This is a genomic window from Shewanella khirikhana, from assembly GCF_003957745.1.
Classification (GTDB): Bacteria; Pseudomonadota; Gammaproteobacteria; order Enterobacterales; family Shewanellaceae; genus Shewanella; species Shewanella khirikhana.
In genome coordinates, this window is the sequence record NZ_CP020373.1 from 3832463 (window position 1) to 3857149 (window position 24687).

General features: G+C 57.7%; 25 protein-coding genes. 11 read left to right on the forward strand and 14 right to left on the reverse strand.

Annotated elements, in window-relative coordinates; genetic code table 11:
• Positions 1 to 131: 131 nt before the first annotated feature.
• From exaC to trmL, 6 genes are all read left to right on the forward strand, one after another.
• Entirely contained in the window at positions 132 to 1652 is a 1521-nt protein-coding gene (exaC, locus tag STH12_RS16790; protein WP_126168610.1) for an acetaldehyde dehydrogenase ExaC, read from the forward strand.
• Positions 1653 to 1802: 150 nt separating this feature from the next.
• A complete protein-coding gene (locus STH12_RS16795; protein ID WP_126168611.1) occupies positions 1803 to 2849 on the forward strand; it encodes an XdhC family protein in 1047 nt (348 codons plus the stop codon).
• Positions 2846 to 3457 carry an NTP transferase domain-containing protein gene (locus tag STH12_RS16800; protein ID WP_126168612.1) on the forward strand — a complete coding sequence of 204 codons (612 nt, stop codon included), beginning with the start codon at positions 2846 to 2848 and terminating at the stop codon, positions 3455 to 3457. Before STH12_RS16795 ends, STH12_RS16800 begins: the two co-directional genes overlap by 4 nt.
• 3 nt (positions 3458 to 3460) lie before the next feature.
• Entirely contained in the window at positions 3461 to 3916 is a 456-nt protein-coding gene (locus STH12_RS16805; protein WP_126168613.1) for a (2Fe-2S)-binding protein, read from the forward strand.
• Positions 3913 to 6165 carry a xanthine dehydrogenase family protein molybdopterin-binding subunit gene (locus STH12_RS16810; RefSeq protein ID WP_126168614.1) on the forward strand — a complete coding sequence of 751 codons (2253 nt, stop codon included), beginning with the start codon at positions 3913 to 3915 and terminating at the stop codon, positions 6163 to 6165. The genes STH12_RS16805 and STH12_RS16810 overlap by 4 nt, the downstream gene beginning before the upstream one ends.
• A gap of 110 nt (positions 6166 to 6275) precedes the next feature.
• A complete protein-coding gene (gene trmL / locus STH12_RS16815) occupies positions 6276 to 6740 on the forward strand; it encodes a tRNA (uridine(34)/cytosine(34)/5-carboxymethylaminomethyluridine(34)-2'-O)-methyltransferase TrmL (RefSeq protein ID WP_126168615.1) in 465 nt (154 codons plus the stop codon).
• Between the two features lie 7 nt (positions 6741 to 6747).
• Here trmL and STH12_RS16820 read toward each other — a convergent pair whose 3' ends face one another.
• From STH12_RS16820 to STH12_RS16860, 9 genes are all read right to left on the reverse strand, one after another.
• Entirely contained in the window at positions 6748 to 7206 is a 459-nt protein-coding gene (locus STH12_RS16820) for a hypothetical protein (RefSeq protein ID WP_237158650.1), read from the reverse strand.
• Between the two features lie 49 nt (positions 7207 to 7255).
• Positions 7256 to 7834 carry a hypothetical protein gene (locus tag STH12_RS16825; RefSeq protein WP_126168616.1) on the reverse strand — a complete coding sequence of 193 codons (579 nt, stop codon included), beginning with the start codon at positions 7832 to 7834 and terminating at the stop codon, positions 7256 to 7258.
• Positions 7835 to 8006: 172 nt separating this feature from the next.
• On the reverse strand, positions 8007 to 9428 hold the full coding sequence (locus tag STH12_RS16830; protein WP_126168617.1) for a M16 family metallopeptidase: 1422 nt from the start codon (positions 9426 to 9428) through the stop codon (positions 8007 to 8009).
• Positions 9425 to 10756 carry a M16 family metallopeptidase gene (locus STH12_RS16835; RefSeq protein ID WP_126168618.1) on the reverse strand — a complete coding sequence of 444 codons (1332 nt, stop codon included), beginning with the start codon at positions 10754 to 10756 and terminating at the stop codon, positions 9425 to 9427. Before STH12_RS16835 ends, STH12_RS16830 begins: the two co-directional genes overlap by 4 nt.
• 138 nt (positions 10757 to 10894) lie before the next feature.
• Positions 10895 to 12187, reverse strand: coding sequence for an amidohydrolase (locus STH12_RS16840; RefSeq protein WP_126168619.1), 1293 nt, complete (start codon positions 12185 to 12187; stop codon positions 10895 to 10897).
• A 71-nt stretch (positions 12188 to 12258) separates the two neighbouring features.
• On the reverse strand, positions 12259 to 12900 hold the full coding sequence (locus STH12_RS16845; protein WP_126168620.1) for a class I SAM-dependent methyltransferase: 642 nt from the start codon (positions 12898 to 12900) through the stop codon (positions 12259 to 12261).
• Positions 12897 to 13238: a hypothetical protein gene (locus STH12_RS16850; protein ID WP_126168621.1), complete on the reverse strand. Its 342-nt coding sequence runs from the start codon at positions 13236 to 13238 to the stop codon at positions 12897 to 12899. The genes STH12_RS16845 and STH12_RS16850 overlap by 4 nt, the downstream gene beginning before the upstream one ends.
• A gap of 39 nt (positions 13239 to 13277) precedes the next feature.
• A complete protein-coding gene (locus STH12_RS16855; protein WP_126168622.1) occupies positions 13278 to 14906 on the reverse strand; it encodes an EAL domain-containing protein in 1629 nt (542 codons plus the stop codon).
• Between the two features lie 80 nt (positions 14907 to 14986).
• Positions 14987 to 15610, reverse strand: coding sequence for a tRNA-uridine aminocarboxypropyltransferase (locus STH12_RS16860; protein ID WP_126168623.1), 624 nt, complete (start codon positions 15608 to 15610; stop codon positions 14987 to 14989).
• Between the two features lie 148 nt (positions 15611 to 15758).
• Between STH12_RS16860 and STH12_RS16865 the strand changes: the two genes are divergently transcribed.
• Positions 15759 to 16574: a putative porin gene (locus tag STH12_RS16865; RefSeq protein WP_126168624.1), complete on the forward strand. Its 816-nt coding sequence runs from the start codon at positions 15759 to 15761 to the stop codon at positions 16572 to 16574.
• 71 nt (positions 16575 to 16645) lie between these two features.
• Here the strand turns inward: STH12_RS16865 and STH12_RS16870 are convergent, their stop codons facing one another.
• Entirely contained in the window at positions 16646 to 17848 is a 1203-nt protein-coding gene (locus STH12_RS16870; protein ID WP_126168625.1) for a multidrug effflux MFS transporter, read from the reverse strand.
• Between the two features lie 108 nt (positions 17849 to 17956).
• On the opposite strand from STH12_RS16870, the gene STH12_RS16875 reads away from it, so the two are divergent.
• Both STH12_RS16875 and STH12_RS16880 read left to right on the forward strand, forming a co-directional pair.
• On the forward strand, positions 17957 to 18931 hold the full coding sequence (locus tag STH12_RS16875; RefSeq protein WP_126168626.1) for a LysR family transcriptional regulator: 975 nt from the start codon (positions 17957 to 17959) through the stop codon (positions 18929 to 18931).
• Between the two features lie 91 nt (positions 18932 to 19022).
• The gene (locus tag STH12_RS16880) at positions 19023 to 19361 is read left to right on the forward strand and encodes a hypothetical protein (RefSeq protein WP_126168627.1); all 339 of its coding nucleotides are present in this window, start codon (positions 19023 to 19025) and stop codon (positions 19359 to 19361) included.
• A gap of 15 nt (positions 19362 to 19376) precedes the next feature.
• Here the strand turns inward: STH12_RS16880 and STH12_RS16885 are convergent, their stop codons facing one another.
• Positions 19377 to 20801 carry a DUF4145 domain-containing protein gene (locus STH12_RS16885; protein ID WP_126168628.1) on the reverse strand — a complete coding sequence of 475 codons (1425 nt, stop codon included), beginning with the start codon at positions 20799 to 20801 and terminating at the stop codon, positions 19377 to 19379.
• A gap of 10 nt (positions 20802 to 20811) precedes the next feature.
• Positions 20812 to 21513 carry a hypothetical protein gene (locus STH12_RS16890; protein ID WP_126168629.1) on the reverse strand — a complete coding sequence of 234 codons (702 nt, stop codon included), beginning with the start codon at positions 21511 to 21513 and terminating at the stop codon, positions 20812 to 20814.
• A gap of 233 nt (positions 21514 to 21746) precedes the next feature.
• Between STH12_RS16890 and STH12_RS16895 the strand changes: the two genes are divergently transcribed.
• Complete coding sequence (locus STH12_RS16895) at positions 21747 to 22304, forward strand: DUF2780 domain-containing protein (RefSeq protein WP_126168630.1); 558 nt, start codon at positions 21747 to 21749, stop codon at positions 22302 to 22304.
• Positions 22305 to 22341: 37 nt separating this feature from the next.
• Entirely contained in the window at positions 22342 to 22776 is a 435-nt protein-coding gene (locus STH12_RS16900; protein ID WP_126168631.1) for a tellurite resistance TerB family protein, read from the forward strand.
• 112 nt (positions 22777 to 22888) lie between these two features.
• Here STH12_RS16900 and STH12_RS16905 read toward each other — a convergent pair whose 3' ends face one another.
• Together STH12_RS16905 and STH12_RS16910 are read right to left on the reverse strand one after the other, a co-directional pair.
• A complete protein-coding gene (locus tag STH12_RS16905) occupies positions 22889 to 23713 on the reverse strand; it encodes an HDOD domain-containing protein (RefSeq protein ID WP_126168632.1) in 825 nt (274 codons plus the stop codon).
• A 63-nt stretch (positions 23714 to 23776) separates the two neighbouring features.
• Positions 23777 to 24541: a class I SAM-dependent methyltransferase gene (locus tag STH12_RS16910; protein ID WP_237158651.1), complete on the reverse strand. Its 765-nt coding sequence runs from the start codon at positions 24539 to 24541 to the stop codon at positions 23777 to 23779.
• Between the last annotated feature and the right edge of the window lie 146 nt (positions 24542 to 24687).

Consider the following 24687-nt stretch of genomic DNA (forward strand, 5'->3'; position numbering starts at 1 on the left):
AGGGCGAACTGGCGACAAGTTGAACAATTCTGGCCCGTCCTTTGCCATAAAGATGGTTCACCGACTGGCGAATTGCATGGTCGGAACAATCACAACAACAAGACACTCTCAACAGCAAAAAGGACAAGCAGATGATTTACAGCGCTCCGGGCACAGCGGGTGCCATCGCTTCATTCAAGGCCAGATACGACAACTTTATTGGTGGCAAGTGGGTGCCCCCCGTGGGCGGCGAGTACTTCGATAACGTCTCGCCTGTGGATGGCAAGGTGTTTTGCCAGGCGGCCCGTTCAGACTATCGCGACATCGAACTCGCACTGGATGCCGCCCATGCCGCCAAAGACAGCTGGGGCAAAACCTCGGTCACCGAGCGCAGCAATCTGCTTTTGAAAATCGCCGACCGGGTCGAGCAGCATCTGGAGCGCCTCGCCGTGGTGGAAACCTGGGAAAACGGCAAAGCCGTGCGCGAAACCCTGAACGCCGACCTGCCGCTGTTTGTTGACCACTTCCGCTATTTCGCCGGTTGTATCCGTGCCCAGGAAGGCAGCGCTGCAGACCTTGATGCCAATACCGTGAGCTACCACTTCCCCGAGCCTTTGGGCGTGGTCGGGCAAATCATCCCCTGGAACTTCCCACTGCTGATGGCGGCCTGGAAAATCGCCCCGGCGCTGGCGGCGGGTAACTGCGTCGTGCTCAAGCCTGCCGAACAAACGCCGGCCTCCATTATGGTGCTTTTGGAAACCATCGAAGATCTGCTGCCACCCGGCGTACTCAACGTGGTCAATGGCTTTGGCGCCGAAGCAGGCGCAGCCCTCGCCACCAGCAAACGCATCGCCAAACTGGCCTTCACCGGCTCCACCGAAGTGGGCAACCATATCCTCAAATGCGCCGCCGAAAACCTCATTCCCTCCACGGTCGAGCTTGGCGGCAAGTCGCCCAACATCTACTTTGCCGATGTGATGAGCCACGAAGACAACTATCTCGACAAGGCCATCGAGGGCATGTTGCTGGCCTTCTTCAACCAGGGCGAAGTATGCACCTGCCCAAGCCGGGTGCTGGTGCAGGAATCCATCTATGATGCCTTTATCGAGAAGGTGATTGCCCGCGCCAAAACGATTCGTCAGGGCAGCCCGCTGGATACCGACACCCAAGTGGGCGCCCAGGCATCCCGCGAGCAGTACGACAAGATCCTGGGCTATCTGGACATTGGCCGCGCCGAAGGCGCCAAGGTGTTGATGGGCGGCGAAATCAACCTGCAGGATGGCCCCGAAAAAGGCGGCTACTACATCCAGCCCACCATCCTCAAGGGCCACAACAAGATGCGGGTGTTCCAGGAAGAAATATTTGGCCCCGTGGTTTCTGTTACCACCTTCAAGGACGAAGCCGAAGCCCTGGCCATTGCCAACGACACCCAGTATGGCCTTGGCGCCGGTGTCTGGACCCGGGATATGAATCTCGCCCAGCGCATGGGCCGCGGCATTCAGGCCGGACGGGTGTGGATTAACTGCTACCACGCCTACCCTGCCCACGCCGCCTTTGGTGGCTATAAAAAGTCGGGCATAGGCCGCGAGACCCACAAGATGATGTTGTCGCACTACCAGAACACCAAAAACCTGCTGGTGAGCTTCGACACCAATCCGCTGGGCTTCTTCTAACTTTACCCCGCCTGTCAAAACCCCGGCTCCGGTCGGGGTTTTGTTTATGGGCAGCGGCAACGGCGAAACATTTGGCAAAACTTAAGCGCCTTCTAAATTGGGGCACCTTTTGCTAGGTTAAGTCTTTACGCCAACAGGATACAGGGACAGATGGCCAACCGTTTGGATTCACTCTTGGATGCCTGGCGCAGCGACCCGGATGCCAACTGGGTGCTGGCGGTGATTGCGTCGGTGGAAGGCAGTGCCTACCGTAAATCCGGCGCCATGATGTTGTTTCACCCCTCGGGCCCGAGCCTTGGCATGTTAAGCGGCGGCTGCCTCGAGGCTGATCTGCGCCGTCAGGCCCAAAAAGCACTGGTCGGACACTGCGCCGTGCTCGGCCGTTACGATGCCAGAGACGAAACCGACGCCAGCTACCGCCTCGGCTGTGGCGGTCTGGTGGATATACTGCTGCTGCCGTTAACTGCAGCCAATCAGCAACTGCAATTCGCCGCCATGGCAGAGGCCCTCGCCAGCGGCAAACCCGGTTTTTGGTGCCTGGAGCTGCCGCAAAACCGCGCCCCTGCCGATACGCTCATCGCCCACTTTTATCCTGACGCAGACGCACCTTTTCCTGCGGCCGATTTCAGCCGTCCCGGCCGCTTAATCCTCAATCCGCAAAGCGGCAGTCAGCAATCTGAACTGCTGGTGGTGCCGGTTCGCCCAAGGCCACATCTGGCCATCTTCGGGGGCGGCATGGATGCCAGGCCACTGGCGCACATGGCGCGCCAACTTGAGTGGCGCATCAGCGTTGTTGACCCGCGCACCAGCTATGCCCGCCCCTGCGACTTTGAAGGCTGTGAGCTCATTAAAACTCCGGCCGATGGGCTGACGCCGGACTTTCTTGCCAGTATCGATATGGCGGTGGTGATGCACCACAGCCTCGAACTCGATGCGGCCATTTTGCCCAAACTTGGCCGATTGCCGCTTAAGTATCTGGCACTGCTTGGGCCACGCCACCGGGGCGAGAAGCTGCTAAACACAGCAGGTATGAGCTGGGACGATTTTTACTGCCCACCTGCAAGCCCCGCTGGCCTTGATTTAGGCGGCGAGCTGCCCGCCGACATCGCTCTGTCGATACTCGCCGCCTGCCAGTCAAGCCTGCATGGCAAACTCACGCCGTCCGCTCGCAAGCCAAGCAGCGGAGGTCTTAAATGAAACTCTTGCCCGTGCTCCTGGCCGCAGGCGGCTCGCGCCGCTTCGAAGGAGTCAAACTCGCCATGCCACTGCCGGGGGGCACCACCCTGCTTAGCCGCAGTGTCGATGCGTTAAGTAAGGTGCGCGGCAGCTGCGACACTCAAATACTGCCGCTCAGGGTATGCCTTGGCGGCCATGCAGGCACCTTAAAACCGCTGCTGCCCAAAGGCACCGCCATTATTCCCTCCCCCGACTGGCATCTGGGGCTTGGCCACAGCATTGCCGCAGCCGCCGACGCGGCGCAGGGCACAGACGCCGATGCCTTGCTGCTGGCGCTTGCGGATCACGCGCTGCTCTGCACGCAGGACTATGAATCCCTTATTCAAAGCTGGCAGGAGTCGGGTAAAACCACCGCCGCCTGGTATCTGGATGCCCCCGGCGCACCGGCTATTTTCAACCGTGCCGACTTTGGTGAGCTGAGCCGTCTTTGTGGCGACAGAGGCGCCAAGGGGCTTTTGAAATCTTTGCAAAAACAACAACAACTGGGATGGATGGCGCTACCCGGCGCCAGCATCGATATAGACACCCGCGCCGATTTCGGGCGCTTTGTGAGCACAAGGAGCGAGTGACGCATGACATCACTTAAAATCAACGGCCGTTTGTTTACCCTGGACGCCGACCCCAAGATGCCACTCTTATGGGCGCTGCGGGATCTGATGGGCTTAACCGGCACCAAATATGGCTGCGGCGCAGGGCTTTGCGGCGCCTGCACTGTGCATGTGGACGGCGAGCCAATGCGCGCCTGCCTCACCAGCATCCAAAGCCTGGAAGGCAAGTCGGTGACCACCATCGAGGGCCTTACCGACGACAAGCTCAAAGACAGTTGGCGCCGCCACAAGGTGCCCCAGTGCGGCTTTTGTCAGGCGGGCCAGTTGATGTCGGCGGCAGCGCTGGTGAGCAGGCATCCTGCCCCCAGCGACAGCCAGATTGACGAGGCCATGGCAGGCAACATTTGCCGCTGCGGCACCTACACCCGCATCCGCGCCGCCATCAAGGACTATCAGGGCAAGCAGGAGGCCAAGTCATGAGCAAGTTTACTGCCATTGAAAACTTCAGCCGCCGCGATGTGCTCAAACTCTTCGGTGCCTCGGGCGGCGCCCTGATGCTGGGGGCCTCTGGCCTCGGCTGGAGCCCCATGCTCGCCGCGCAAACCGCCGCCTTTGGCGAAGAGCAGCGCCTCAACCTCTTTATCGCCATCGGCGAAGACAACAGGGTGTACCTCACCTGCCACCGCTCGGAAATGGGTCAGGGCATACGCACCGGCATTCCGCAGGTGCTGGCCGATGAGCTGGAAGCCGACTGGGACAAGGTGGTCGTGGTACAGGGCCTGGCCGACAAACGCTATGGCAGCCAGAACACCGACGGCAGCCGCAGTATCCGCAAGGGTTTCGACAAGATGCGCGAGATGGGCGCCATGGCAAGGCAGATGCTGGAGCAAGCCGCCGCCGAGCGCTGGCAAGTGCCCGTGACTGAGGTCTATGCCAAGGCTCATGCCGTGTATCACAAAGGCAGCGACAAGCGCTTAAGCTATGGCGAGCTCGCCATGGCCGCCGCCAAACTGCCACTGCCGGATGCCAAAACCCTCACCCTCAAAACCCCTGACCAATTCACCCAAATCGGCAAGGGCCACACCATTGTCGATATGGACGATATGCTCGGTGGCCGTGCCATCTATGGCGCCGACAATCGTCCCGAAGGCTTGGTGTATGCGGTGATTGCCCGTCCGCCGGTGTTTGGCAGCGCGCTCGAGTCCATGGACGACAGCACCGCCCGCAAGGTGGCGGGGGTGCTGGATATTGTCCCTCTGCCGGTACCCAAGGGCGCACCGGCGTTTCAGCCGCTTGGCGGCGTTGCCGTGGTGGCCACTAATACCTGGAGTGCACTGGAAGGCAGAAAAGCCCTCAAGCTCAGCTGGAGCAAAAGCGCCAACGACAGCCATAACAGCAAGACTTATCTCGATACTCTCAAACAAAGAGTGCGGGAACCCGGCAAAGTCGCCCGCGAGCTTGGCAGCCAGCCTGCAAGCTGGCCTGAGGACAAGATGGTCAGCGCCATTTACACAGTGCCCTATCTCGCCCATGCGCCCATGGAGCCACCGGCGGTGATTGCCAGCGTCGATAAAAACGGCTGCGAACTGTGGGCCAGCAGTCAAACGCCCCAAAGCACCCAGCAGAATGTGGCCGGTATGCTGGGTATCGATGAAGACAAGGTTAAGGTAAATGTCACCCTGCTCGGCGGCGGCTTCGGCCGCAAATCCAAGCCGGATTTCAGCGTCGAAGCCGCGTTTATTTCCAGCAAAATCAACAAGCCGGTGCTGCTGCAGTGGAGCCGTGAAGATGAGCTGAGAAACGGCTACCTGCACGCCATCAGCGCCCAGTACTACCAGGCCTGCATCGACGACAAGGGCAAGGTGCAGGCGATATTGTCGCGTACCGCCTTCCCCTCTATCGGCAGCACCTTCGACAGTGCCGTGGATACTCCGCAGCCGTTCGAGCTGGACCTGGGCTTTACCGATATTCCCTGGGATATCAGCGCCGTGCGCTGCGAAGCCGTCAAGGCCGAAAGCCACACCCGCATCGGCTGGTTAAGGTCGGTGAGTAACATTCAACACGGCTTTGGGGTGGGCAGCTTTGTGGACGAACTCGCCATTGCCAATGGAAAATCCTGCACCGCCCAGTGGCGGGAACTGCTCGGCAAGGCGCGGGTTGAAAACTTTGCCAATCAAGGCTTTGAATATGGCAACTATGGTGAAGATCAGAGCCGTCATCCGGTGGATGTGGGCCGCTACCTTAAGCTGATTGACCGCGCCGAAGCGCTGATGGCACAAAAACCAGCGGGTAAAAACGAAGGCTGGGGCTTTGCCATTCACCGCAGCTTTGTTGCCTATGCCGCCGTGGCCATCAAGGTGCGGCTCGAAGGTGACAAGCTCACTGTGGTGGATGCTATCGCGCTGATGGATGCCGGCACTGTGGTGAACCCAGACCGGGTGGCCGCGCAGATGGAAGGCGCGGTGATGTTTGGCTTAAGCCTTGCGCTCTTTGGCGAAATCGATTTCGACAAAGGCGCCGTGACCCAGTCAAACTTCCACGACTACCCGCTGCTCAGGCTGCCACACTGCCCGCAGATTACGACTGAGATCATCGCCTCCAGAGCTGTGCCGGGCGGAGTGGGGGAACCCGGCGTGCCGCCGGTAGCCCCGGCCCTTGCCAATGCCATAGTGGCCGCTGGCGGCGTGCGTTACCGCGAACTGCCGCTGTCAAAGCACCTTAAAATCTAAGTCATTTCGACTTTATCCAGGCCCTCTGCAACGCTGAGGGCCTGTTTTTTTGGGCGCGGCACTTTGGCTTTGTTATACTCCAGCCCAACTCAGACCTGATGCCTGCTGCTATGTTCAACATCGCTCTCTACGAACCCGAAATCGCCCCCAACACGGGCAATATTATTCGCCTGTGCGCCAACAACGGCTGTGAACTGCACCTGATTGAACCTTTGGGTTTTGATTTGGAAGAGAAAAAGCTGCGCCGCGCCGGGCTGGATTACAGCGATATGACCCGGGTGACCCGCCATAAAGACTTCGCGAGTTTCCTTGAGGCCATGGCAGGGCGACGCATTCTGGCCTGCACCACCAAGGGCAGCCGCCCCCACTCAGAACTGACTTACCAGGCCGGTGATGTACTCTTGTTTGGCCCCGAGAGCCGTGGTCTGCCGATGGACATTATCAACTCGGTGCCCACCGAGCAGCGCCTGCGCATTCCCATGGTGGAGTCGAGCCGCAGCCTGAACCTGTCCAACGCCGTAGCCATTATCAGTTACGAAGCCTGGCGTCAGCAGGGCTTTGGCGGCGCCCGCTAAGCTGCCCTCACTGGGGCTGCGTGGCGCCTGCTTGCCGTGGACGCATCGACAGGCCCCGGAATAAGCGGTATTGGGCGATGTCGTCATCGAGAAACTGCGACTGCTGCAGCCATTGCCAGCCCTGCTCCTGGGGCTCAAAAAGCAACTGGATCAGCGCAGGCCTGTCGGCCACCACACCTTCCCCCAGCAGCGAATAGCTGTCGCCGCGCCGATAAAGGCTGAATAGCTGCCCCTTGTCTTCGGTCACGCCATCAAAATAGGTCAACATGGCTTTGTCGCCCTGACGGCGAAACCACCAGGTTTCGCTGCTGGCATAGCGCACGCCGCGACTGACGCTGATGATCAACTGATGGCGGTCGGCACTGCAGATTACATCGATGGAGAGGGATTTGGGCACTTCACCGGGGCGGGCGCCGGTGCCCTGCCATTGCCCGGCGAGGCTGGTGCACCACTGGGCAAACGGCATCTCCGCTGCCGCCAGTGGCAGCAACAGAGACAATGCACAAAGGGCAGAGTTAAAAGAGTTCGATATCGTCTTTGCGGTAAAGATGTTCATCCCGATACAGCGCCAAGGCTTCATGAAGTGGCATACCCTGGAGCACAAGATCGAACATTTTACGTTCACAATCAAGGGAGTAAGTAGATTTTATCTGCTTTTGGATTTTTGACCACTCTTCACCCTGCAGGCGTTTTTCTTCGTTGCACAGCAAATCTTCGGTCAGGGCCAGCCCTGTGACCACGTGTTGCAGTCGCTGGCTCAGACGGTCGTAAAACTGAAATGCCACCACGCCCTTATCGATTTCAGTTTCGAGCATGATGCCGTGTTTAATGATGTCTTTGGGGGTATCGGGTTGATTGGCCAGGTGCAGATTCACCTGCCGCAGGTGCGATGCCATCTCGGTAAACTGCTGCCCAAGGCCGGTCACATTGTAGTCGCCGTCGGTGAGGGTGAGTTCAATTTGCGCCATCGACAGCAGCAGGAGCTTTACTGTCTCCTGCACGTGCAGCCAGTCGACTTTATTCAGAAAGGCCTCCTCCAGCATGTCCATAGACAGGGAGTCCCCTTCTTCCTGTGTGTGCTTGTCGTTCGTCATGGCTCTTTCCCTTCGATTCGCCCGAGATCGGGCGGCGGTGTGGCAGGCGCGGACTCCTGTCCCAGACTGCCGCCATGGAAATAAGTGTAGAACAAATAGGAAAATGTGCGCCGCCGGGCGTAAAAATGAAACGGGGTCTGACAATGCAGACCCCGTTGAAGAAGGTGTGGGCTTAGTTACCGAAACCCACGTCCTTGATGTTCACCTGAGTCACTTCACCATATTTGGCTGCCACAGGTGCCACCTTGGCGGCATTGCCAATCAGCACAAATTGCAGTTTGTCTCTGGGGAAGTAGGTGTTGATCAAACGCTGGGTTTCTTCCAGGGTCAGGCTGTCGACTTTACGCTCGAAGTCATTGATATAGCTGTTATCAAAGCCGTAGAGGTACATGTCAGACAACAGACCGGCCAGCTGACCGCTGGTTTCGAACTTGGGCGGGAACTGGCCCTTCACGTAGGCCTTGGCCGAATCCAGCGTGGCCTGGTCGATCCCCTGTTGCCACAGACGATCGTAGGTTTTGAGCGCCAAATCGATGGCCGCTTCGGTGGTATCGGTTTTGGTGAAGGTGCTTATCTGGAACAGACCGCTGTCGGCGTAGGAGGTAAAGCCTGAGCGGGCGCCATAGGTCAGACCGGCATTCACCCGCAGCTCATCGTTGAGCCAGGAGGTGAAACGGCCACCCAGAATGGTGTTGACCACGGTCAGACCCACAGCATCGGGGTTATCCTCGGAAATGCCCATGCCACCAATCACAAAGGTGGTTTCCATGGCATCGGGCTTGTCCACCAGCAGCACCCGGCTCTTGCCAAGCACCGGCAGGCCTTCTTCGAGGGAGCGCATCTTGGTCACAGAGCCATTGTGCCAATCGCCGAAGCGGGCATTGAGCTTGGCTTTCATCTCGGCCACATCAAAGTCACCCACCACAGAAATGGCGGTGTTGATTGGCTGATAGAAACCGCTGTAGAAGGCACGCACCTGCGCCAGTGTCAGGCTGTCTACCGATTCACTGTTGCCGCTGCTGGCGTTGCCATAGGGATGCTCGCCATACACCAGCTTACCGAAGTAGTTGCCAATCACGGCTCTCGGGCTTTCCTTGGCCTGAATAAGGCCGCCCACTTCACGCTGCTTGAGTTTATCGAACTCGGCGGCATCAAAGTCAGGACGGCGCAGCACGTCGGCAAACAGTGGCAGCATGGTATCCAGATCCTTGGCCATAAACTTGGCGCTGACATAGCTGCCTTCTTTACCGGCACTGGCATTGAGGCTGGCGCCGAGAAAATCGACCTGATTCTCAATATCGCGCTTGGACTTACCACCGGCGCCCAACATCAGGCTCTCGGCGGTAATGGCAGAAACGCCTGAAACGCTGTCATTCACCGCACCGGCACGCACCACGGCGCTTAGGGTAATAAGTGGCACTTCTTTTTGCTGCATCAGGAACAGGGTCAAGCCATTGTCCAGCGTTACGCGCTCGTAGGCGGGCAGCTGGAATGCGGCATTTGCCGGCGCCTCGACACCCTTGTTGCCCTCGGTGGCGGCACAACCGGCCAGTGCCAGTGCTGCCGCTATCATCAGGGGTTTACACTTGATCATTTATCCATCTCCTCTTCGGCAGCAAGCACGGCCACACTGCGGTTGGCACGTTTCAGGTAGGTCTGGGCCACGCGCTGAATGTCGGCGGTGCTGACCTTGTTGTATGCCTCAGGGGCGTTGAACAGCTTATCGAAGCTGCCAAAGAAGAGTTCGTAGGTGCCCAGGGTGTTGGCCTTGCCATTGATGGTTTCCATGCTGCGATAGAATTCCATCAGCTTGATATTTTTGATTTTCTCAAGCTCTTGCTCGGTCACACCTTCGGCGGCGATGCGGTTGGTTTGGGCAATCAGTTCCTGCTCCAGCGCGGCGGCAGTCACGCCGGGAGCGCCCACGGCATAAACGTAGAACAGGTTGGGATCGAAGGACATGGGGAAGTAGGTATCGGCTTCCAGTGCCAGCTGGCTGTCGACCATCGACTGATACAGGCGTGAGCTGTTACCGGCACTCAAAATGCCCGCCAGCAATTCCAGCGCATAATAGTCTTCGTGTGAGGTGGCAGGCACGTGATAGGCCATCATTACGTTAGGCGTGCTGGCCGAAGCCTTGTGGATAAAGGTGCGGCGTTCGCCCTTTTGCAGCGGCTCAACAGTCTTCACTTCCCTCGGCGGCTCCTGCGCAGGAATAGGCGCGAAATACTTGCCCGCCAGCGACTTTACTTCGTCCAGTTTCACATCACCGGCAATCACCACCACCGCATTGTTGGGGGCGTAATAGGTCTTGTGGTACTGCACCAGATCTTCCAGCGTCCAGGCGGCAATGTCCGACTCATGGCCAATCACAGGCCAGCTGTAGGGGTGAGCACGGAAGGCAACCCCTTTAAGCTCTTCCATCAGGGCGCGGATGTTGGAGTTTTCAAGGCCAGTGCTGCGCTCTGAGGTCACCACGCCGCGCTCGCTTTCCACCATCTTGGCGTTGATATCCAGATTGGCGATACGGTCGGCTTCGAGGTCGAAAATAGTTTCCAGCGCAGTGGCCGGGAACCAGTCGGTGTACACGGTCAGGTTTTCGGTGGTGTAGGCGTTGTTGGCGCCACCGGCCGCTTCCATGGTGCGGTCAAACATCTTCGGGCCGTACTTTTTGGAGCCGTTGAACATCATGTGCTCAAAGAAATGGGAAATACCGGTAATGCCCGGGGCCTCGTTGCGCGAGCCCACTTTCCAGAACAGATACATGTTGGCGTTGGGGATGGAGGCATCTTCCAGCACCATGATTTTCATACCGTTATCCAAGGTAAAGCTCTTGATATCGGCGGCAGTGGTGGCCTGACTGGCAAAGGGGGCCAAAGCCAGGCCCATTGCCAGAGTCAGGGCTGACAGCGTACGTTTCATTTCGCTTCCTGCTTCTGAATTAAAATTTGTGTAAATACCAATCCGCCATTTAAAGCAATCCCTTCGCCGCCAGCAAGTGCGGCGAAGGCGAATATGCGGAAAAAAGTGTAAATGAAAGTGATACCGGCTGACCGCCGCTTACTGCGGCTTCAGGGCTGCCAGCGCCACCGCCGTCATGGCTTCAACGCCAATTTTCAGTGCTTTTTCATCCACATAGAATTCAGGCGAGTGGTTACTGGCCACGGTGGCCGGATCTTTTCCCGCAGGTGTGACCCCAAGGAAGAAGAACATCCCCGGCACCTCTTGGGCATAAAAGGAGAAATCCTCAGCACCGGTGATCAGCCCCGGCTCCAGCACCTTGGCACTGCCCACCACGGCCTCGAGCACCGGGCGCATCTGGGCCACCAGCTGCGGGCTGTTCACCGTCACAGGGTAACCCTGCTTAATCTGGGTCTCAGCGCTGGCGCCCACTGCCGCGGCCGCATCGGCGGCGGTTTGCGACAGCAGCTTTTTGATGTCGGCACGCATTGCCTGATCGAAGGTACGGATAGTGCCAATCAGCTCCACCTCATCAGGAATAATATTGGAGCGAATGCCGCCATTGATGGCACCAAAACTGACCACGGCAGGCGCCTTGGTCACATCCACCCGGCGCGACACTATGGTTTGCACCGCGCTGACCACCTGAGCCGAGGCGACTATGGGGTCAATGCCATTCCAGGGACGGGAGCCGTGGGTCTGGCGGCCGCTCACCTTGATACTGAAAGAATCTTCACTGGCCATAGCCGGGCCCGGACGCACACCAATCATGCCCACTGGCAGATTGGAGGTCACATGCAATCCAAACACAGCATCGGGCTTATGTTTGCCAAACAGCCCCTGCTTGAGCATCAACTCGGCACCACCTTCTTCACCGTCCGGCGCACCTTCTTCGGCGGGCTGAAACACAAACATCACTTCCCCGGCGAGGCTATCTTTCATTTTCGCCAGGCTTTCGGCCACCCCCATCAACATGGCCACATGGGTGTCGTGACCACAGGCGTGCATCACCCCAACCGTCTGGCCACGGTAGGTATCTGTGGCTTTGGAGGCAAAGGGAATATCTACTCGCTCGGTCACCGGCAGCGCATCCATATCGGCACGCAGGGCAATCAGCGGCCCGGGTTTGGCCCCCTTGAGCCTGGCCACCACCCCGGTGTGGGCTATGCCGGTCTGAACCTCAAGCCCCAGAGACTTAAGGTGTTTGGCCACTACCTCGGCGGTGCGAAATTCGCGGTTGGAAAGCTCGGGATGCTGATGCAGATCGCGGCGCCATTCAATGACTTTTTGCTCCACAGCCGCGGCGAGCTGAGCCGGGGTTTGAGCCTGGGCGGGCAAGGTACACAGAGCCGCAAGGGCCAGGGAAAGTTTGGCAACAGGAAAGGAGCGCATAGGGATTCCGTTATTCTGATTTTATTATCCGAATAACCAAACTACATGCGAATGGATTAATTGTTAACCAATTATTCGGGAACCCGGAAAAACACCACGTCTTTGTCCACCAGCTCCAGCTGCCAGCCGCGTTCGGCCGCTATCCAGGCGAAGGTGTCGTCGCTGTAGAAGTTGATGTGGGTGGGGTCGTTTTTGTAGTGCCAACGGCTGAAGGCATCGGCCGACAGCACCCGCTTGGTCATGATGGCGAGCAGACCACCGGGTGCCAACAAACCCGCCAGCTCATCCAGCAGGCCACGGGCATCGGCCACGTGCTCAATCACTTCGGTGAGGGTTACACACTGGTATTGGCGCGTCAGCACGCTGCGGTCGGGAAAGTAATTGAGATCGTATGGTGCAAACTCATAGCCTTGCTCGGCGGCCATTTTGGCCAGCAAAGCACCGGCACCGCAGCCAAAGTCAAGGCCCCTATCGCCAGGCTGCAGCCGCGGCAACAAAGGCGTCAGGGTCCGGCTCAGAAAGCTGCGATAGCCTGGGCTGTCTTCGCCATTGTCATGCTTGTCGTATTCGGCCTTTTCGTCGGCGGCGCTTAAGTGGAACGGCGCCGGCACCTGTACCAGGGCACAGTTGCGGCAACGGTAATAAGGGCGACGACGGTCTTCGGCGAACAAATACAGGGCGGTTTCGCCGCACAGGCAACAGGGAAAACTCATGGTTTGGGGATCTTGCGCTCTTTCCTGGCCGCTTCCTTGGCTTCCCGCAGATACTTTTGCTCGCGGCTTTCGCGGTCGTTGAACTGGGCGGCAGCCTTGTCACGCTGGGCATCTTCCCAGCCATCGTGCTGCTGTCGCTTAAGCACATCGGCTTCACGGGTGGCGGTATCGGCCGCGGCAGCACGGGCTTTCTCGAGCTGCTCGGCCTCGGTTTTCTGGGCCTGTTCCCGGGCCTTGTCGGCTTTCATCACCAGCCGGGGCTTAGTGTCGTCGGCAGACATAACCGCAAAGCTCAGGGCTGCGCTCAGCATGGCAACGAACAGGGGCAATTTTTTCATGGCTTGGTTCCTTCAAGCGCGGCGCTTGGGACAAAAACACTATTGCGGCTGTAACTGCCTGGGCCGCATCTCCCCATATTGTGGCTGCCAGTTGCGGTACAGCGCAACAAAATCTGCCGCCGGTAAGGGTTTGGCAAACAGGAATCCCTGCTGCAAATGCACGCCTCTGGCGATCAGCGCCTGCGACTGCGCCTGGGTTTCCACCCCTTCGGCAATGATCTTGAGCCCCAGGCTCTGCCCCAGACGGATATAGGCATCCAGCACAGGCGTGTTGTCCGGTGAAATCAGCAGGGTATCTACAAACAGCTTATCGATTTTCAGCACATCAATACTGAGTTCCTGCAAATACGCGGCGCCGCCGTAACCTGTACCGGCATCATCGAGCTTGATTTCGATACCCAGCGCCTTGAATCGCTTCAGTTCGGCGCGGGCGGCTGGCATATCGGTCACTGGCAGACGCTCGGTGATCTCCAGCGCCAGATGGTTACAGCCAATGGCATCGCAATTGGCGCTGAGCCAGTCGGCCAGCTCCGGAGATTCGAGCTGCGCCGGTACCAGATTCACGCCGCAGCGAAATGCCTTGTCGGCCTCAAGCACCTCGCCGATTTGCTTTGGCAGCGACAACAGCAGCCGTTGGGTCACTTCCTGTATAAGCTCACTCTGTTCCAGCTGCGGAATAAAGCGCCCCGGCGGGATCACTGAGCCATCGGCCCTGACCCAGCGCAGCAAGACTTCACAGCCGGTGATACGCCCGGCACTGGCATCCACAATCGGCTGAAAATAGCCGACAAACTCGTCACGCTCCAAGGCGCGGTGGAACCGAAACAGGGTTTCATCTACCCGCGCCCGCATCCGTGAAATGTACACCAGCAGAAAGACCCCCAGGGCCGCAAAGGGCAGCAGCAACGGAATAAGCAGCCGCGCCTCGGCCAGCACCCGGCGGCCACTGATGGCAGCCTCCATCGACAGCGGCCAAATGGCGCTGCCCGCCTTCATGCTGCCCCAATCATCCTTGTCCCTGAGACTGCCAAGCTGGGTGATTTGGTATTGGTTGTTGAGCAATATCGTGAGGCGGCGCTGGGATTCTTTATCGGCCTCGAGGAAGGCATAGCTGTCGGAGAGGGGGATTTGCACCGAGTTGTATTGGCGCTCGCCATGGTAGTCGAGAAACAGATTGCGGCGCGGCTTTCCGGACCAGAGGTGCTCAACAATAATCAACTCGAAGCCGGGCTTGTCAGGCACTTGTGCCCTTGCCAGCACTGTGCTGTGCTGGGTGGGGGCCACCTGACCGTGGATGGTGCAAAACACCCTGGAGGTATCGCCCACTGGGCGGGTAAGAAAGATGCCGGCGGCTGGGTGTTCAAAGGTAAATTCGGTCATCCGCCGCACGGCGGCATCATCGCAGCGGGATACGTCCTGAGCATCCAGTTCCAGCAGCGCCCGCTCGGCGGTTTGCAGTCGGGTGTCGAGGAAGCCTATCAGCTGGTCGAGGTCGTCTTTAATCTCGCGTTCCAGCTGCCAAAAGGCATAGCCCACCGACAACACCAGGGTGGTGAGACCACACAGAATAAGCAGCCAGAGCAAGCGCATACTTCGCTCGCCAAGGGCCTTTACCCGGCCCCGTTTGCTGCTGCGGTCGTTAGCCACATCCATTTCAACTACCGTCATCCTGTACCACCGAAATCAAACAATCCTGTTCATGTGCCAGAGTAGCACCAACTGCGGCCACGCCCTATCGGTCAAATCGGCTAAGTGTTGCTCTCATCACGTAAATATCGTTGCCGCACCGCCTCAGGCATGGCCGCCAGGCGCCGGGATACCATGGCATCAAAGGCCTCGTACAGGGCAGACACATCGAGCTGCGGCTCCAGCTGCGTCAGCGCCTCGGCGGCGGCCTCCAGCGTCGAGAGGCTATCGGCCCTGCGTGCCTTGCGGATCCGGTAGGCCGAGGGCTTTTCAGGCGACAAGGCGAGTTTGGGCAGCGTGTGCAGCCAGGGGTTGAGGTGATACATCTTCAGCGCCTTGCGCCAGGTGCCATCGAGCAGAATAAGCAGCCGGTTTTCCGGCTCAGGCGCGTTTGCCGCAGGCGTAAACACCGCCTCCCCGGCTTCGGCGGGATACACCAGCACAGGCGCCAATCCCTGAGCCTGAATTTGTGCCTGCGGCCCGGCAAAATCCGCAGCGGTTTCGCCAACCACAATCTGCGCCTTATCCAACATCAGCGGCAGTAAACGGGCACTGTTTTTGCCATGGTCGGTTTCAGATGGGTGCTGCAACACCCAGACAGCGCTGCGGGATGTCACAGGTTTGAGGACATCGCACAGACACACGTTGCAGGGAAAATGACAGCGCTGACAAATTTTTCGACTCAAGTTTGCGCTCCAAAATGCTTACAAATTAACCCTTGTGCACAGATACAAGCTTCCGACAAAATCGCAACCGACATTTCAATATTCAGTCCCTGAGTAACATTCAGGACATTGGAAGTCATTCATCTCATTAGAAAACAAGGATAGTAAAATGAAAAAAGTATCAGGTGCGTTATCACTCGGATTAGCCCTTCTTTGCACCCAGGTTCAGGCCCAGGACACGCCGTTCCAACACGAAGTTTCTGCCAGCTATGGCGCCAACTCTGAATACAGTGATTCCGGTGTCGCAGCAGTTGGCTATAACTACTACCTCTCCCCTGTCGATCAGAGTAAAGACCCTTATGTATTGGCCGGTTACCTGGCGCAATCATCTGTGTTCAGTGCCCTGTATGCCACCGGCGTAAACGACAGCGACTATGATACCTACAATGTCGGCGGCGAGTATGTGTTTGCATCCAAGTGGTTTATCGGTGCCGCCCTGGGCAAGAGCTCAATGGGCAATGCTGCCGATTCAGATACCTACTCAATCACTGCCGGCTGGTATTTCAATGATGTTTCCAGAGCCTATCTGAGCTACGCTCGCGCCAATGCCGAATACTTTGGCTTTGACAGCGACCTCGATACCTGGACTGCCGGTGTCAGCAGCTACCTGCGTTTGCAAAGCACTGAAGGCATTAAATTTGATGCCAGCATTCAGCACAACAGTGTTGATGGCAATCAGTTTGGTTCAAGCTCAATGACCAGCGGCCAGATTGGCGCCAGTTGGTTTATCAATCGTGCCTGGCACGTCGGCGCCAACTATGCCATCTCCGAGGACGACGATACCTTTGCCCTCAATACCGGCTATTACCTTCGAATGACCGACAGCCTGTCGGCCAATTTTGTGCTTGCAAAGCAGTTTGATAGCGGCGACTCAAATAGCGATGACGGTTTCAACTTCAATGTGGGTCTGAACGGTCGCTTCTGATAAAAAGAGGCCCACTCCGAGTATCTCGTCGTGGGCCAAAGGGTGATTCTTTATCGCCGGACGGGGCACGCTTAGCCGTGCTCTGGTTCCCGGTGCCAATGGCCAAGCCCTGGCAACATCATCACAAACAAGAGTAGCAGTGCCAGAATGCCCATGGTCAAACCTATGGCCAGCGGGGCTTCCAGAGGCGTCAGCTGCACCACCGCAGTAATCACAGACGCACCACTCATTTGAATAAATCCAAGCATGGCGGTTGCCGTACCTGCACGCTCACCGAAGGGTGCCAGCGCCATACTGGTGGCCGGGCCAAGCAGCAGTGCAAAACCAATACACAGCAGCATCATCGGCAGCATAAAGGCGAAGGCACCTGCCAGCGGGGTTTGCCAGTCAACCAGTTGCAGGCCAAGCTCCAGCAGTGACGCCAGTGCCATCAGCCACAGGGCCACAATCACAGTGGGGCGGTTGCCAAGACGTTTGATGACCAGCGGCGCCGCAAAACACGCCACTACGTTGACCAAAGCATTGAGGCCAAACAGACCGGAGAAGGTCAGTTCACTGAGCCCAAGGCGGCCAATCAGCCAGATGGACGAGTAAGACACATAACACAGGATAGCCGCCATGGCCGCCATACAGGTGATGGCATAAAACATAAAGTGGCTGTTTTTCAGCACGGGGCCATAACGTTCCCAGCGGTACAATGGCCCGGCAGAATGGGTATTGGCCGGACGGGTTTCCGGCAGGCGATAGCCCACCACCACCAGCATCAACAGGCCGTACAGCGCCATAAAGGCAAAGGTAGAGCGCCAGCCAAATTGCAGTGCCAGCAGGCCGCCGAGGGTCGGGGCCAGCGCCGGGATCACGCAAATGGCACCGTTAAGATAACTGTAAATACGGGCGCCTTCGGACTGGCTGTAGCTGTCACGCACGGCACTGAAGGCCACGATGGACGTAGAACAGGCCGCCAGGCCTTGCAGCAGACGCGCCAATTGCAGCCACTCAAACTCCATCGCTGCCATGGCAAGCAAGCTGCTGACCACATAGAGCACAGTACCGAACAGCGCGACCGGGCGACGGCCATAACGGTCGGCCAGCGGACCAATCAATACCTGACCCACACCCATGGCAAACAAAAACAGCACCAGGGTGGACTGCACCTGCCGCTCGTCAACGCCATAATCCACCGCCATCGCGGGCATGGAAGGCAAGTAGATGTCGATGGCCAGCGGGCTTAACAGCACCAGAGACATCAAAATAGGCAACAGATTACGGGACATGGCGTTAGGTATTTTCAGACTGGTTTAACGATGCGAGCATCTTACCCCTGCTGTGGTATGAACAGAAATGGTATATATTCCTTTTACAAATTCCCTCAAGGAATATCTATGCAACTGGATAAGCTGGCCCGTATCGACCTGAATTTATTGGTGGTGCTGCAGGTTTTGATTGAAGAACAGAGCGTGACCCGCGCGGCCGTGCGGCTGAATCTGAGTCAATCGGCGCTGTCGAAAAGCCTGAGCCGCCTGCGGGAAACCCTGGGCGACCCGCTGTTTTCCCGAACCGCCCACGGACTGAAGCCCACGGCACATGCACTGGCACTCGGCGAGCGGCTTCCGAAAATCCTGCAGGAGCTGTATCAACTCACCCTGCCCCCCAGTTTCGACCCGGGCAGCAGCAACCGCAGCTTCAGCTTTGCCATGGTGGAAAGCGCCTACGAAACCCTGATCCCCGGGTTCATCGGCCCCTTGCTGGCCCAGGCGCCGAACCTGCGTATCAACTCCTACATGTGGAATGAAAAGTCCATCAGTGACTTACAGCTGGGCCAGATTGACTTTGGCATCGACGGTATCGACCTGCAGCCCCAATCGAATTTCAGTATCGACAGCCTGCCCGAAGGCATCAGCCATCAGACTCTGTATCACGACCATCAGCTGTGTCTGGTGCGGGTTGGGCACCCGGCGCTGGCGCTGCATCAGGCGGGCAACTGGGATGTGGAGGCTTACCTCAGCATGCAGCATGTGCAGGTGCGCTGCGAAGGTAACGACTGGTGGGCGCTGGATTACCACCTGGCAGCCAAGGGGCAGCAGCGGGATTTGTGCACCACGGTGCCAGACTTTTACGGCGCCGCCAGTGTCTGTGCCCACACCGACCTGGTGTTTACCCTGCCGGAAAGTTTTGCCCGCCATGCCATCAATCTGTATCCGCTGGTAATGCTGCCGCTGCCGTTTGATTTTATGCCGCTGGCGTACGTGCTGCTGTGGCATCAGCGCAACGATGGCGACCCGGGCCACAAGTGGCTCAGGGAACTGATTACTCAGAGTGCAAGGCACAGTGCCCGCGACAGCGGCAGCTGGAATTAACGGAAGGCAGCCGCAAGATTAACCATATTTCACGTGCTTCGCGGGACGATTTTTCGCAGACTGTGACCATGACACCCGCCGAGGAGGCAATATGATTTACAGTCAATTCCACACCCCGCCCCTGCACCAACGTTTCAGCGGCCTTAAAGGTCTGGCCATGTTTGTGGCCGGTTTGGTGGTAATGGGACTCAGCCTGGTGGCCTTACCCTTTATTCTGCTGGCCGGTGCGGTCGCCTTCGGGCTGCTGAGCGTATTTGGCCGCATCTGGTTGGGTAAGCTGGTTCGCCGCGCCCAGCAGGCTCAGGCCAAGCGCGCCGAGACTCAGTTTGAAGCCGAAACCAGTGACGCCTTTATCCGTTTTCGCGATCGCGATGCATTCCGTCCACGTCCCCATCAGGGCCGCACCTTCGATCACGATCCAACCGAGTAATCCACTGCCCCGGGGCTAGCGCTCATCACCCGGCCCCGGCATTTCCACCAGCAAATCTTTGGCTCTCTCCAGGGCCTTTTTTTCGTCTGTATGGGTCGAAAGCGGCAGAACCTTTTCCACCTGCTCGGCCAGCGACTGCCACAGGGGCGCAATAATTTCCCGCTCCTGTGCATTCCCCAGCATGGCGCCGTGGCGCAGCAACGCAGCCGCCCCCACCACATCGATACGGCCAAGAATGCCATCGGCGAGCGCCATCGATAATTCAATCATCGCCGGCACGCTGCGGCCATAGCGGATCACCTGGCGTAAATAGTCTTCTGCCAGCGCCAAATCGCCGCCCAGCGTGGCTTCATCGTGCAACATGTGGCGGGCTCGCAGGAACATGGCATCCAGCTGCCCTTGCTGGGCTGCTTCGGCAAGCCAGCGCTCGCTGGCAAGCGTATCTGCCGGGCAACCCTCACCGCGACTCAGCATCAGCGACACATGGTACTGCGCCGCCGGGAAGCCTCCACGGGCAGCCGATTCGATATGGCCAAAGGCGCGCTCAAGCTCACCAGCCTGATAATAGAGCACCCCGAGATTGGCTTCGGCCTCTGTGTGGCCTGCCTCCGCCGCCTGGGTCAGCAGTGCTTTGGCAAGGCTTAAGTCCTGGAGCTGACCAAACTGACCGGTCAGCGCACAAAAGCCCAGCAGGGCACGGGCGTCGTCTATGCCTTCATCTGCCGCCTGAACGAGCAGTTCAAGACCTTTTTTGGCATCGGTTTCGCCGTCATAGCCGTGCAGCCAGGCCACAGCCAGCTCGTATCTGGCCTTGGGCAAATGATTAGCCGCCTCCCTGAACCAATGCTTGGCCTTGGTCAGCAGCCTCTTTGGTTCGAGAGATGAGGCTTGTTGGTGATCATCAAAGGCTTCAGCCTTATCGCGCTCCATCAGGCCTTCCACCTTGAATGCCATCCCCAGCAGATACTGAGCCTCGGCATCGTCCTGCATCACGGCGCGAAAACACAGCTCGCGATTGCCAAGGGCATCCAGCGGCTCAAATTCCCATTCGCCCAGATTGCCAAGTTCAGCCACCAGGGCGCAGAAGTTTTGCAGCGACTTTTCCGCCAGCGCCAGCAACTGCTCCTGACTTAGATGGTATTTTTCCGGGTGGGCACCGCGGTTGCCATCGGCACGCAGCCGATGCATGGCCCGCACCTGACGCACCCCCAATAGGCGAGCCTGTGACAGGGCTTCGATACGGTTGTAGAGATTGGGGCTGTCGAATGACAAGCGGCCATCGGCAAGCAGGCCGGTTAGTTTGAACAGGGCACTTCTGAGGGTCAAAAGTGCCTGGGAAGGCACATCACGGGCATGACGGCGGGCCTGTTGATAATCAGCGCCCAAATCGCTGTTGAAGGCGCTGACAAGCCCAGTATCGGTTAGCCGGGTATGTGCCATAGGTCTCCCATCAAGCCTGTGAGCGGGTCACCATGTAGAGGCGAAACAGCGCCACGTTAACGAACAGGCCGATAAAGGCAAAGGCGGTATCGGTCAGCAGTTGCAGCGGCAAACCCACGTTGCCAGCCACCTGCGACAAGGTACCACCAATCAGCGACAGCGGCACATAAAGCATCAGCAATGCCATAGTTTTAAAGGCAATGGGCGCCGAAAACTGGAAGCTGGCCTTGATAGCCTCAAAGGGCGTTAAGCGCTCGGCCACCACCATAAAATTCACGTAAGCGAGACGGGCGAACAGATACAGGCTGATCCCGAGGCCCACAATCCACAGCGGACCAAACACGGCCAGAAACACCACAGGCGCCAGAATGGCCATGCCCGAGAACACCCCGGCCAGCAGCAGCGGTGGCACAAAAGGCATGCTGGCTTTCAGTAATTGGCCGGTGGCCAGCTGATGGCCTTCGCTGCGCAGCTGTAAGTACAGGGTCAGCGCGGCAATCAGAATCGAGAAAATGATCAGCAGCACCATCATGGCGAAGAAGTGCGGTGCCCCAAATTGTGGGTTTTCAATATCGGCCTTGGCAAACTCGCTGCCCAGCCACAGCTGGATCCCAACCTGGGCCAGCAACAGTGGAATGGTCAGAGCCGCCAATTGGCTCAGATGATTGCGAAAGAAATTAAACGCTTCGCTCAGAACTACCGACAATGACATGTGTCTATCCAACCGTTAAAAGTTAATTACATTCCGCCGCCCAAAAGCGATTTGTGACCGGCAGAAACTGACCCTTTATTTTGTGCGCCTAGAATACCGAAAAACCCCCATGGATGCACAGGGCTTATCGGTGACCAAGGGTTGATATGACGCAAATTCCGTGCATTTTTTACCTTGGGCGGCCTAGAATATCCCCCAACCTTTGAAGGAAAACACCAACAGGACGTCTCAAAATGAAACGAATCACCACTCTTTCTCTGCTTGCCTCCCTGTCTCTGCTGGCGCCTGTGGCCAGCGCAGCCGATTTTGGCGCCCTGGCGGCAGACACGCTCAAGCAAGTAAGCACTACCACTCAGTCGGCCAGCAACACCGCCCAGGCCGCATCCAACCAAGCCCAAAGCGGCGATCTGCTGGGTAACTTAATGGCCCTTGGTCTGGATCAGAATCAGGCCGAAGGTGGCATGGGCGCCCTGCTGAAAATGGCTCAGGGCAGCCTCAGTGGCAGTGAATTCTCCAGCCTCAGCAACGCCATCCCCGGCGCCGATAAGATGCTCAGCGCCGTGCCGGCGCTGGACTCCGGCAGCGGTATGTCTGGCCTGCTTTCCGGCGTGGGCGGCAGCCTGGGCAACTCGCTTCAGGGCAGCGCCCTTGTGTATGATGCCTTTGAAAAACTGGGGATTTCACGTGAGCTTGCTGCGCCTATGGTGGATGTTGCCAAAAACTACCTGCAGGCCAATGCCAGTGAAGATACCGTAGGTCTGCTGATGAAAGGTCTTGGCAGCCTGCTGTAAACTTCACAGCTCAAACAGCCATTCTTGGGAGGAAAGCATGATAGCGGCGCTGAAAAAACTGCTGAAACAGCAACTGGGGGAACCCGGCAAGTCGCTTTCCCGGCAGGAAGCCGCTGCGGCACTCCTGATTGAAGTGGTACTGGCCGATGAAAGCCTCTCCGGGCAGGAGCAAACACTGTTGCCCGGCATTATCGCCAATCTCACCGGCGCCTCTGCCACTGAGGCGAGTGAGCTTATCCAAAGCGCCATGGCGCGCCACGAAGAAGCGGTCTCGCTGTTTGAATATACGGATTTAATCAACCGGGAATTCAGCCTGCAGGACAAACAGGCGCTGATTCTGGCGATGTGGCAACTGGCCTTTGCCGATGGGGAATTATGCCAATACGAAGAGCAGATCATCCGTAAAACGGCCGATCTGCTCTACTTAAAACACAGTGAATTGATCCAGCTGCGCAACCAGGTAAGCGACTAAGCAGCCAGTCGGCTACTCAAGCACCCAGCCAAGCACCCAGTCAGGCCAGCAGGGAAAACTCGCAGGACAGGAGCCGCTCGCACCGAGCGGCGTTTTACTTAAAATCAATTACCTAAGCCAGCTGCTTGCCCATTTCCATGCCCTGACCGTGAAGCTTGCCCAGCTTCTCCGCCAGACCGCCCAAATCCACCTTCACCCCGGCCATTTCACTTACCTGAGCCAGCCAACTGGTGCGCTCATCGTCGCCGATTTTCTCCCAGTCACTGACCACCCGCTTGGACATGGCAATCATGCCGGCAAGCTTTGAGTAAGGCTCGCAGGTCTTGGGCGCATCCTGAAAGCGGATCCCCTTCACAAGCGCCGGCGTGAACTTCCAGTTTTGCGCCAGCATGGCGCCGATATCGGCAGAATCGTAGCCAAGCATTTCTTTTTCCATCAAATGCCGGTCGGCACCCTCAGCCACAGCTGCGCGGATAGCAGCGGATTTTTCGGGCTCACCACTGGCAATTAAGAGTTCGCCAATGGAATGCAAAATACCGCAGGTAAAGGCTTCTTCCGGCAGGGTGCCAAGCCGCTTGGCCAGCTCCTGACAAATGGTGGCCACTTCAAAGGTATTACCCCAAAAATCCCCTAAATCAATGCCTTCCACCTTGGGCACCGCACCCACCACCGCTGAGGCAATCACCAGGGTGCGCAGGGTTTGCATACCCAAACGCACCACGGCATCGTCGATGGAGCCCACTTCCCGCGAGCTGCCAAAGCGCGCCGAGTTGGCCAGTCTGAGCACCCGGGCGCTGAGCACAGGGTCGTGGGAAAGCTTTTCGCAAACCTCTTTTATGGAGGTGTCTTCGTTATTTACCGCATCCAACAACTCGGCGATGGCCTTGGGCAACCTTGGCAATTCATCGACCTTGGATAAAAGCGCAGCTGAATTCATATTCCGGTCTCCTTTGTCTGCTAATTCAAATATAGACCAGATTTTTACTGCCACGCCCTTTGGTTACAGCCGGGTAAATTTGAGTACGAATCTATCAGTCTTTCCGCGTATATCCTTGTCAAACGCCGACTTTTCCAGATTATCGTCGGGATTGGCCAGCGCCGCGCTCTCGCCTTCCAGCACAAATCCGGCGGCGGTCATTTTTGCAACCACCACCGCAGGTTCAATGCGGTGCAGACTGTGGGTCACGGCTATCCCCACTCCGGCACTGGCGCGATGGTCGATAATAGCCACCTTGCCGCCCGGCTTGAGGGAGCGATACATCAGCGCAGTGAGCTTATCGACATCGATGGCAGGCCAATCTTTTTCACTGAAAAAGGCGTCATGAAAGCCAAGTACGAAAAAGATGCGATCGAAACTTGCTTCGGCAAAATGCAGATCATCGGCCTCCGCCAGCAGGGTCTGCACGTTGGGCAAGCGGGTGTTGTAGTCACGCAGCTTCAGCTCATCACCGGCGAAGGGCAGATACGCCTTGTTGTTGTGCGCCACGACTGTGCCTTGTTTGCCCACGGTGCGGGCCAGCAGCTCGGTGTAGTAACCGCCTCCGGAAAAGATATCCAGCACCTGCTGACCCGGCGCTACCTCGAAGAAATTAAGAATGGCATCAGGGTGTCGATTGGCATCTTTCAGTCTGTCGGCTGCGGGCCGTGCTGCGTCGTTAATGGCAGCCTGAATGGCCGGTTGATCCGCCGCCAGGGCGGTGGTTGCACTGACGCCCAATAAGGACAGCAGCATTGTGGTTCCCAAAACGCGAGTGAGTGTGTTCATCTGCAAGCTCCCGATATAGTTGCGCCACACCATTTTGGTAAACCGCAGGTAAAATTGCCGTTTATATTTTGTAAATATTTGCTTTTATTAGGGAAAAGTGTAAGAAAATGTTTGCCGGTTAAAAAGCAAGCTGCTAGCTATATCAG

Coding starts and splice junctions, on each gene's coding strand:
- STH12_RS16835 (WP_126168618.1), bottom strand. CDS start 10,756: ATGAAACGTACGCTGTCAGCCCTGACTCTGGCAATGGGCCTGGCTTTG.
- STH12_RS16845 (WP_126168620.1), bottom strand. CDS start 12,900: ATGAGTTTTCCCTGTTGCCTGTGCGGCGAAACCGCCCTGTATTTGTTC.
- exaC (WP_126168610.1), top strand. CDS start 132: ATGATTTACAGCGCTCCGGGCACAGCGGGTGCCATCGCTTCATTCAAG.
- STH12_RS16805 (WP_126168613.1), top strand. CDS start 3,461: ATGACATCACTTAAAATCAACGGCCGTTTGTTTACCCTGGACGCCGAC.
- STH12_RS16880 (WP_126168627.1), top strand. CDS start 19,023: ATGATTTACAGTCAATTCCACACCCCGCCCCTGCACCAACGTTTCAGC.
- STH12_RS16895 (WP_126168630.1), top strand. CDS start 21,747: ATGAAACGAATCACCACTCTTTCTCTGCTTGCCTCCCTGTCTCTGCTG.
- STH12_RS16910 (WP_237158651.1), bottom strand. CDS start 24,541: ATGAACACACTCACTCGCGTTTTGGGAACCACAATGCTGCTGTCCTTA.
- STH12_RS16865 (WP_126168624.1), top strand. CDS start 15,759: ATGAAAAAAGTATCAGGTGCGTTATCACTCGGATTAGCCCTTCTTTGC.
- STH12_RS16825 (WP_126168616.1), bottom strand. CDS start 7,834: ATGACGAACGACAAGCACACACAGGAAGAAGGGGACTCCCTGTCTATG.
- STH12_RS16905 (WP_126168632.1), bottom strand. CDS start 23,713: ATGAATTCAGCTGCGCTTTTATCCAAGGTCGATGAATTGCCAAGGTTG.
- trmL (WP_126168615.1), top strand. CDS start 6,276: ATGTTCAACATCGCTCTCTACGAACCCGAAATCGCCCCCAACACGGGC.
- STH12_RS16840 (WP_126168619.1), bottom strand. CDS start 12,187: ATGCGCTCCTTTCCTGTTGCCAAACTTTCCCTGGCCCTTGCGGCTCTG.
- STH12_RS16800 (WP_126168612.1), top strand. CDS start 2,846: ATGAAACTCTTGCCCGTGCTCCTGGCCGCAGGCGGCTCGCGCCGCTTC.
- STH12_RS16885 (WP_126168628.1), bottom strand. CDS start 20,801: ATGGCACATACCCGGCTAACCGATACTGGGCTTGTCAGCGCCTTCAAC.
- STH12_RS16900 (WP_126168631.1), top strand. CDS start 22,342: ATGATAGCGGCGCTGAAAAAACTGCTGAAACAGCAACTGGGGGAACCC.
- STH12_RS16890 (WP_126168629.1), bottom strand. CDS start 21,513: ATGTCATTGTCGGTAGTTCTGAGCGAAGCGTTTAATTTCTTTCGCAAT.
- STH12_RS16870 (WP_126168625.1), bottom strand. CDS start 17,848: ATGTCCCGTAATCTGTTGCCTATTTTGATGTCTCTGGTGCTGTTAAGC.
- STH12_RS16830 (WP_126168617.1), bottom strand. CDS start 9,428: ATGATCAAGTGTAAACCCCTGATGATAGCGGCAGCACTGGCACTGGCC.
- STH12_RS16875 (WP_126168626.1), top strand. CDS start 17,957: ATGCAACTGGATAAGCTGGCCCGTATCGACCTGAATTTATTGGTGGTG.
- STH12_RS16820 (WP_237158650.1), bottom strand. CDS start 7,206: ATGCCGTTTGCCCAGTGGTGCACCAGCCTCGCCGGGCAATGGCAGGGC.
- STH12_RS16810 (WP_126168614.1), top strand. CDS start 3,913: ATGAGCAAGTTTACTGCCATTGAAAACTTCAGCCGCCGCGATGTGCTC.
- STH12_RS16850 (WP_126168621.1), bottom strand. CDS start 13,238: ATGAAAAAATTGCCCCTGTTCGTTGCCATGCTGAGCGCAGCCCTGAGC.
- STH12_RS16795 (WP_126168611.1), top strand. CDS start 1,803: ATGGCCAACCGTTTGGATTCACTCTTGGATGCCTGGCGCAGCGACCCG.
- STH12_RS16855 (WP_126168622.1), bottom strand. CDS start 14,906: ATGACGGTAGTTGAAATGGATGTGGCTAACGACCGCAGCAGCAAACGG.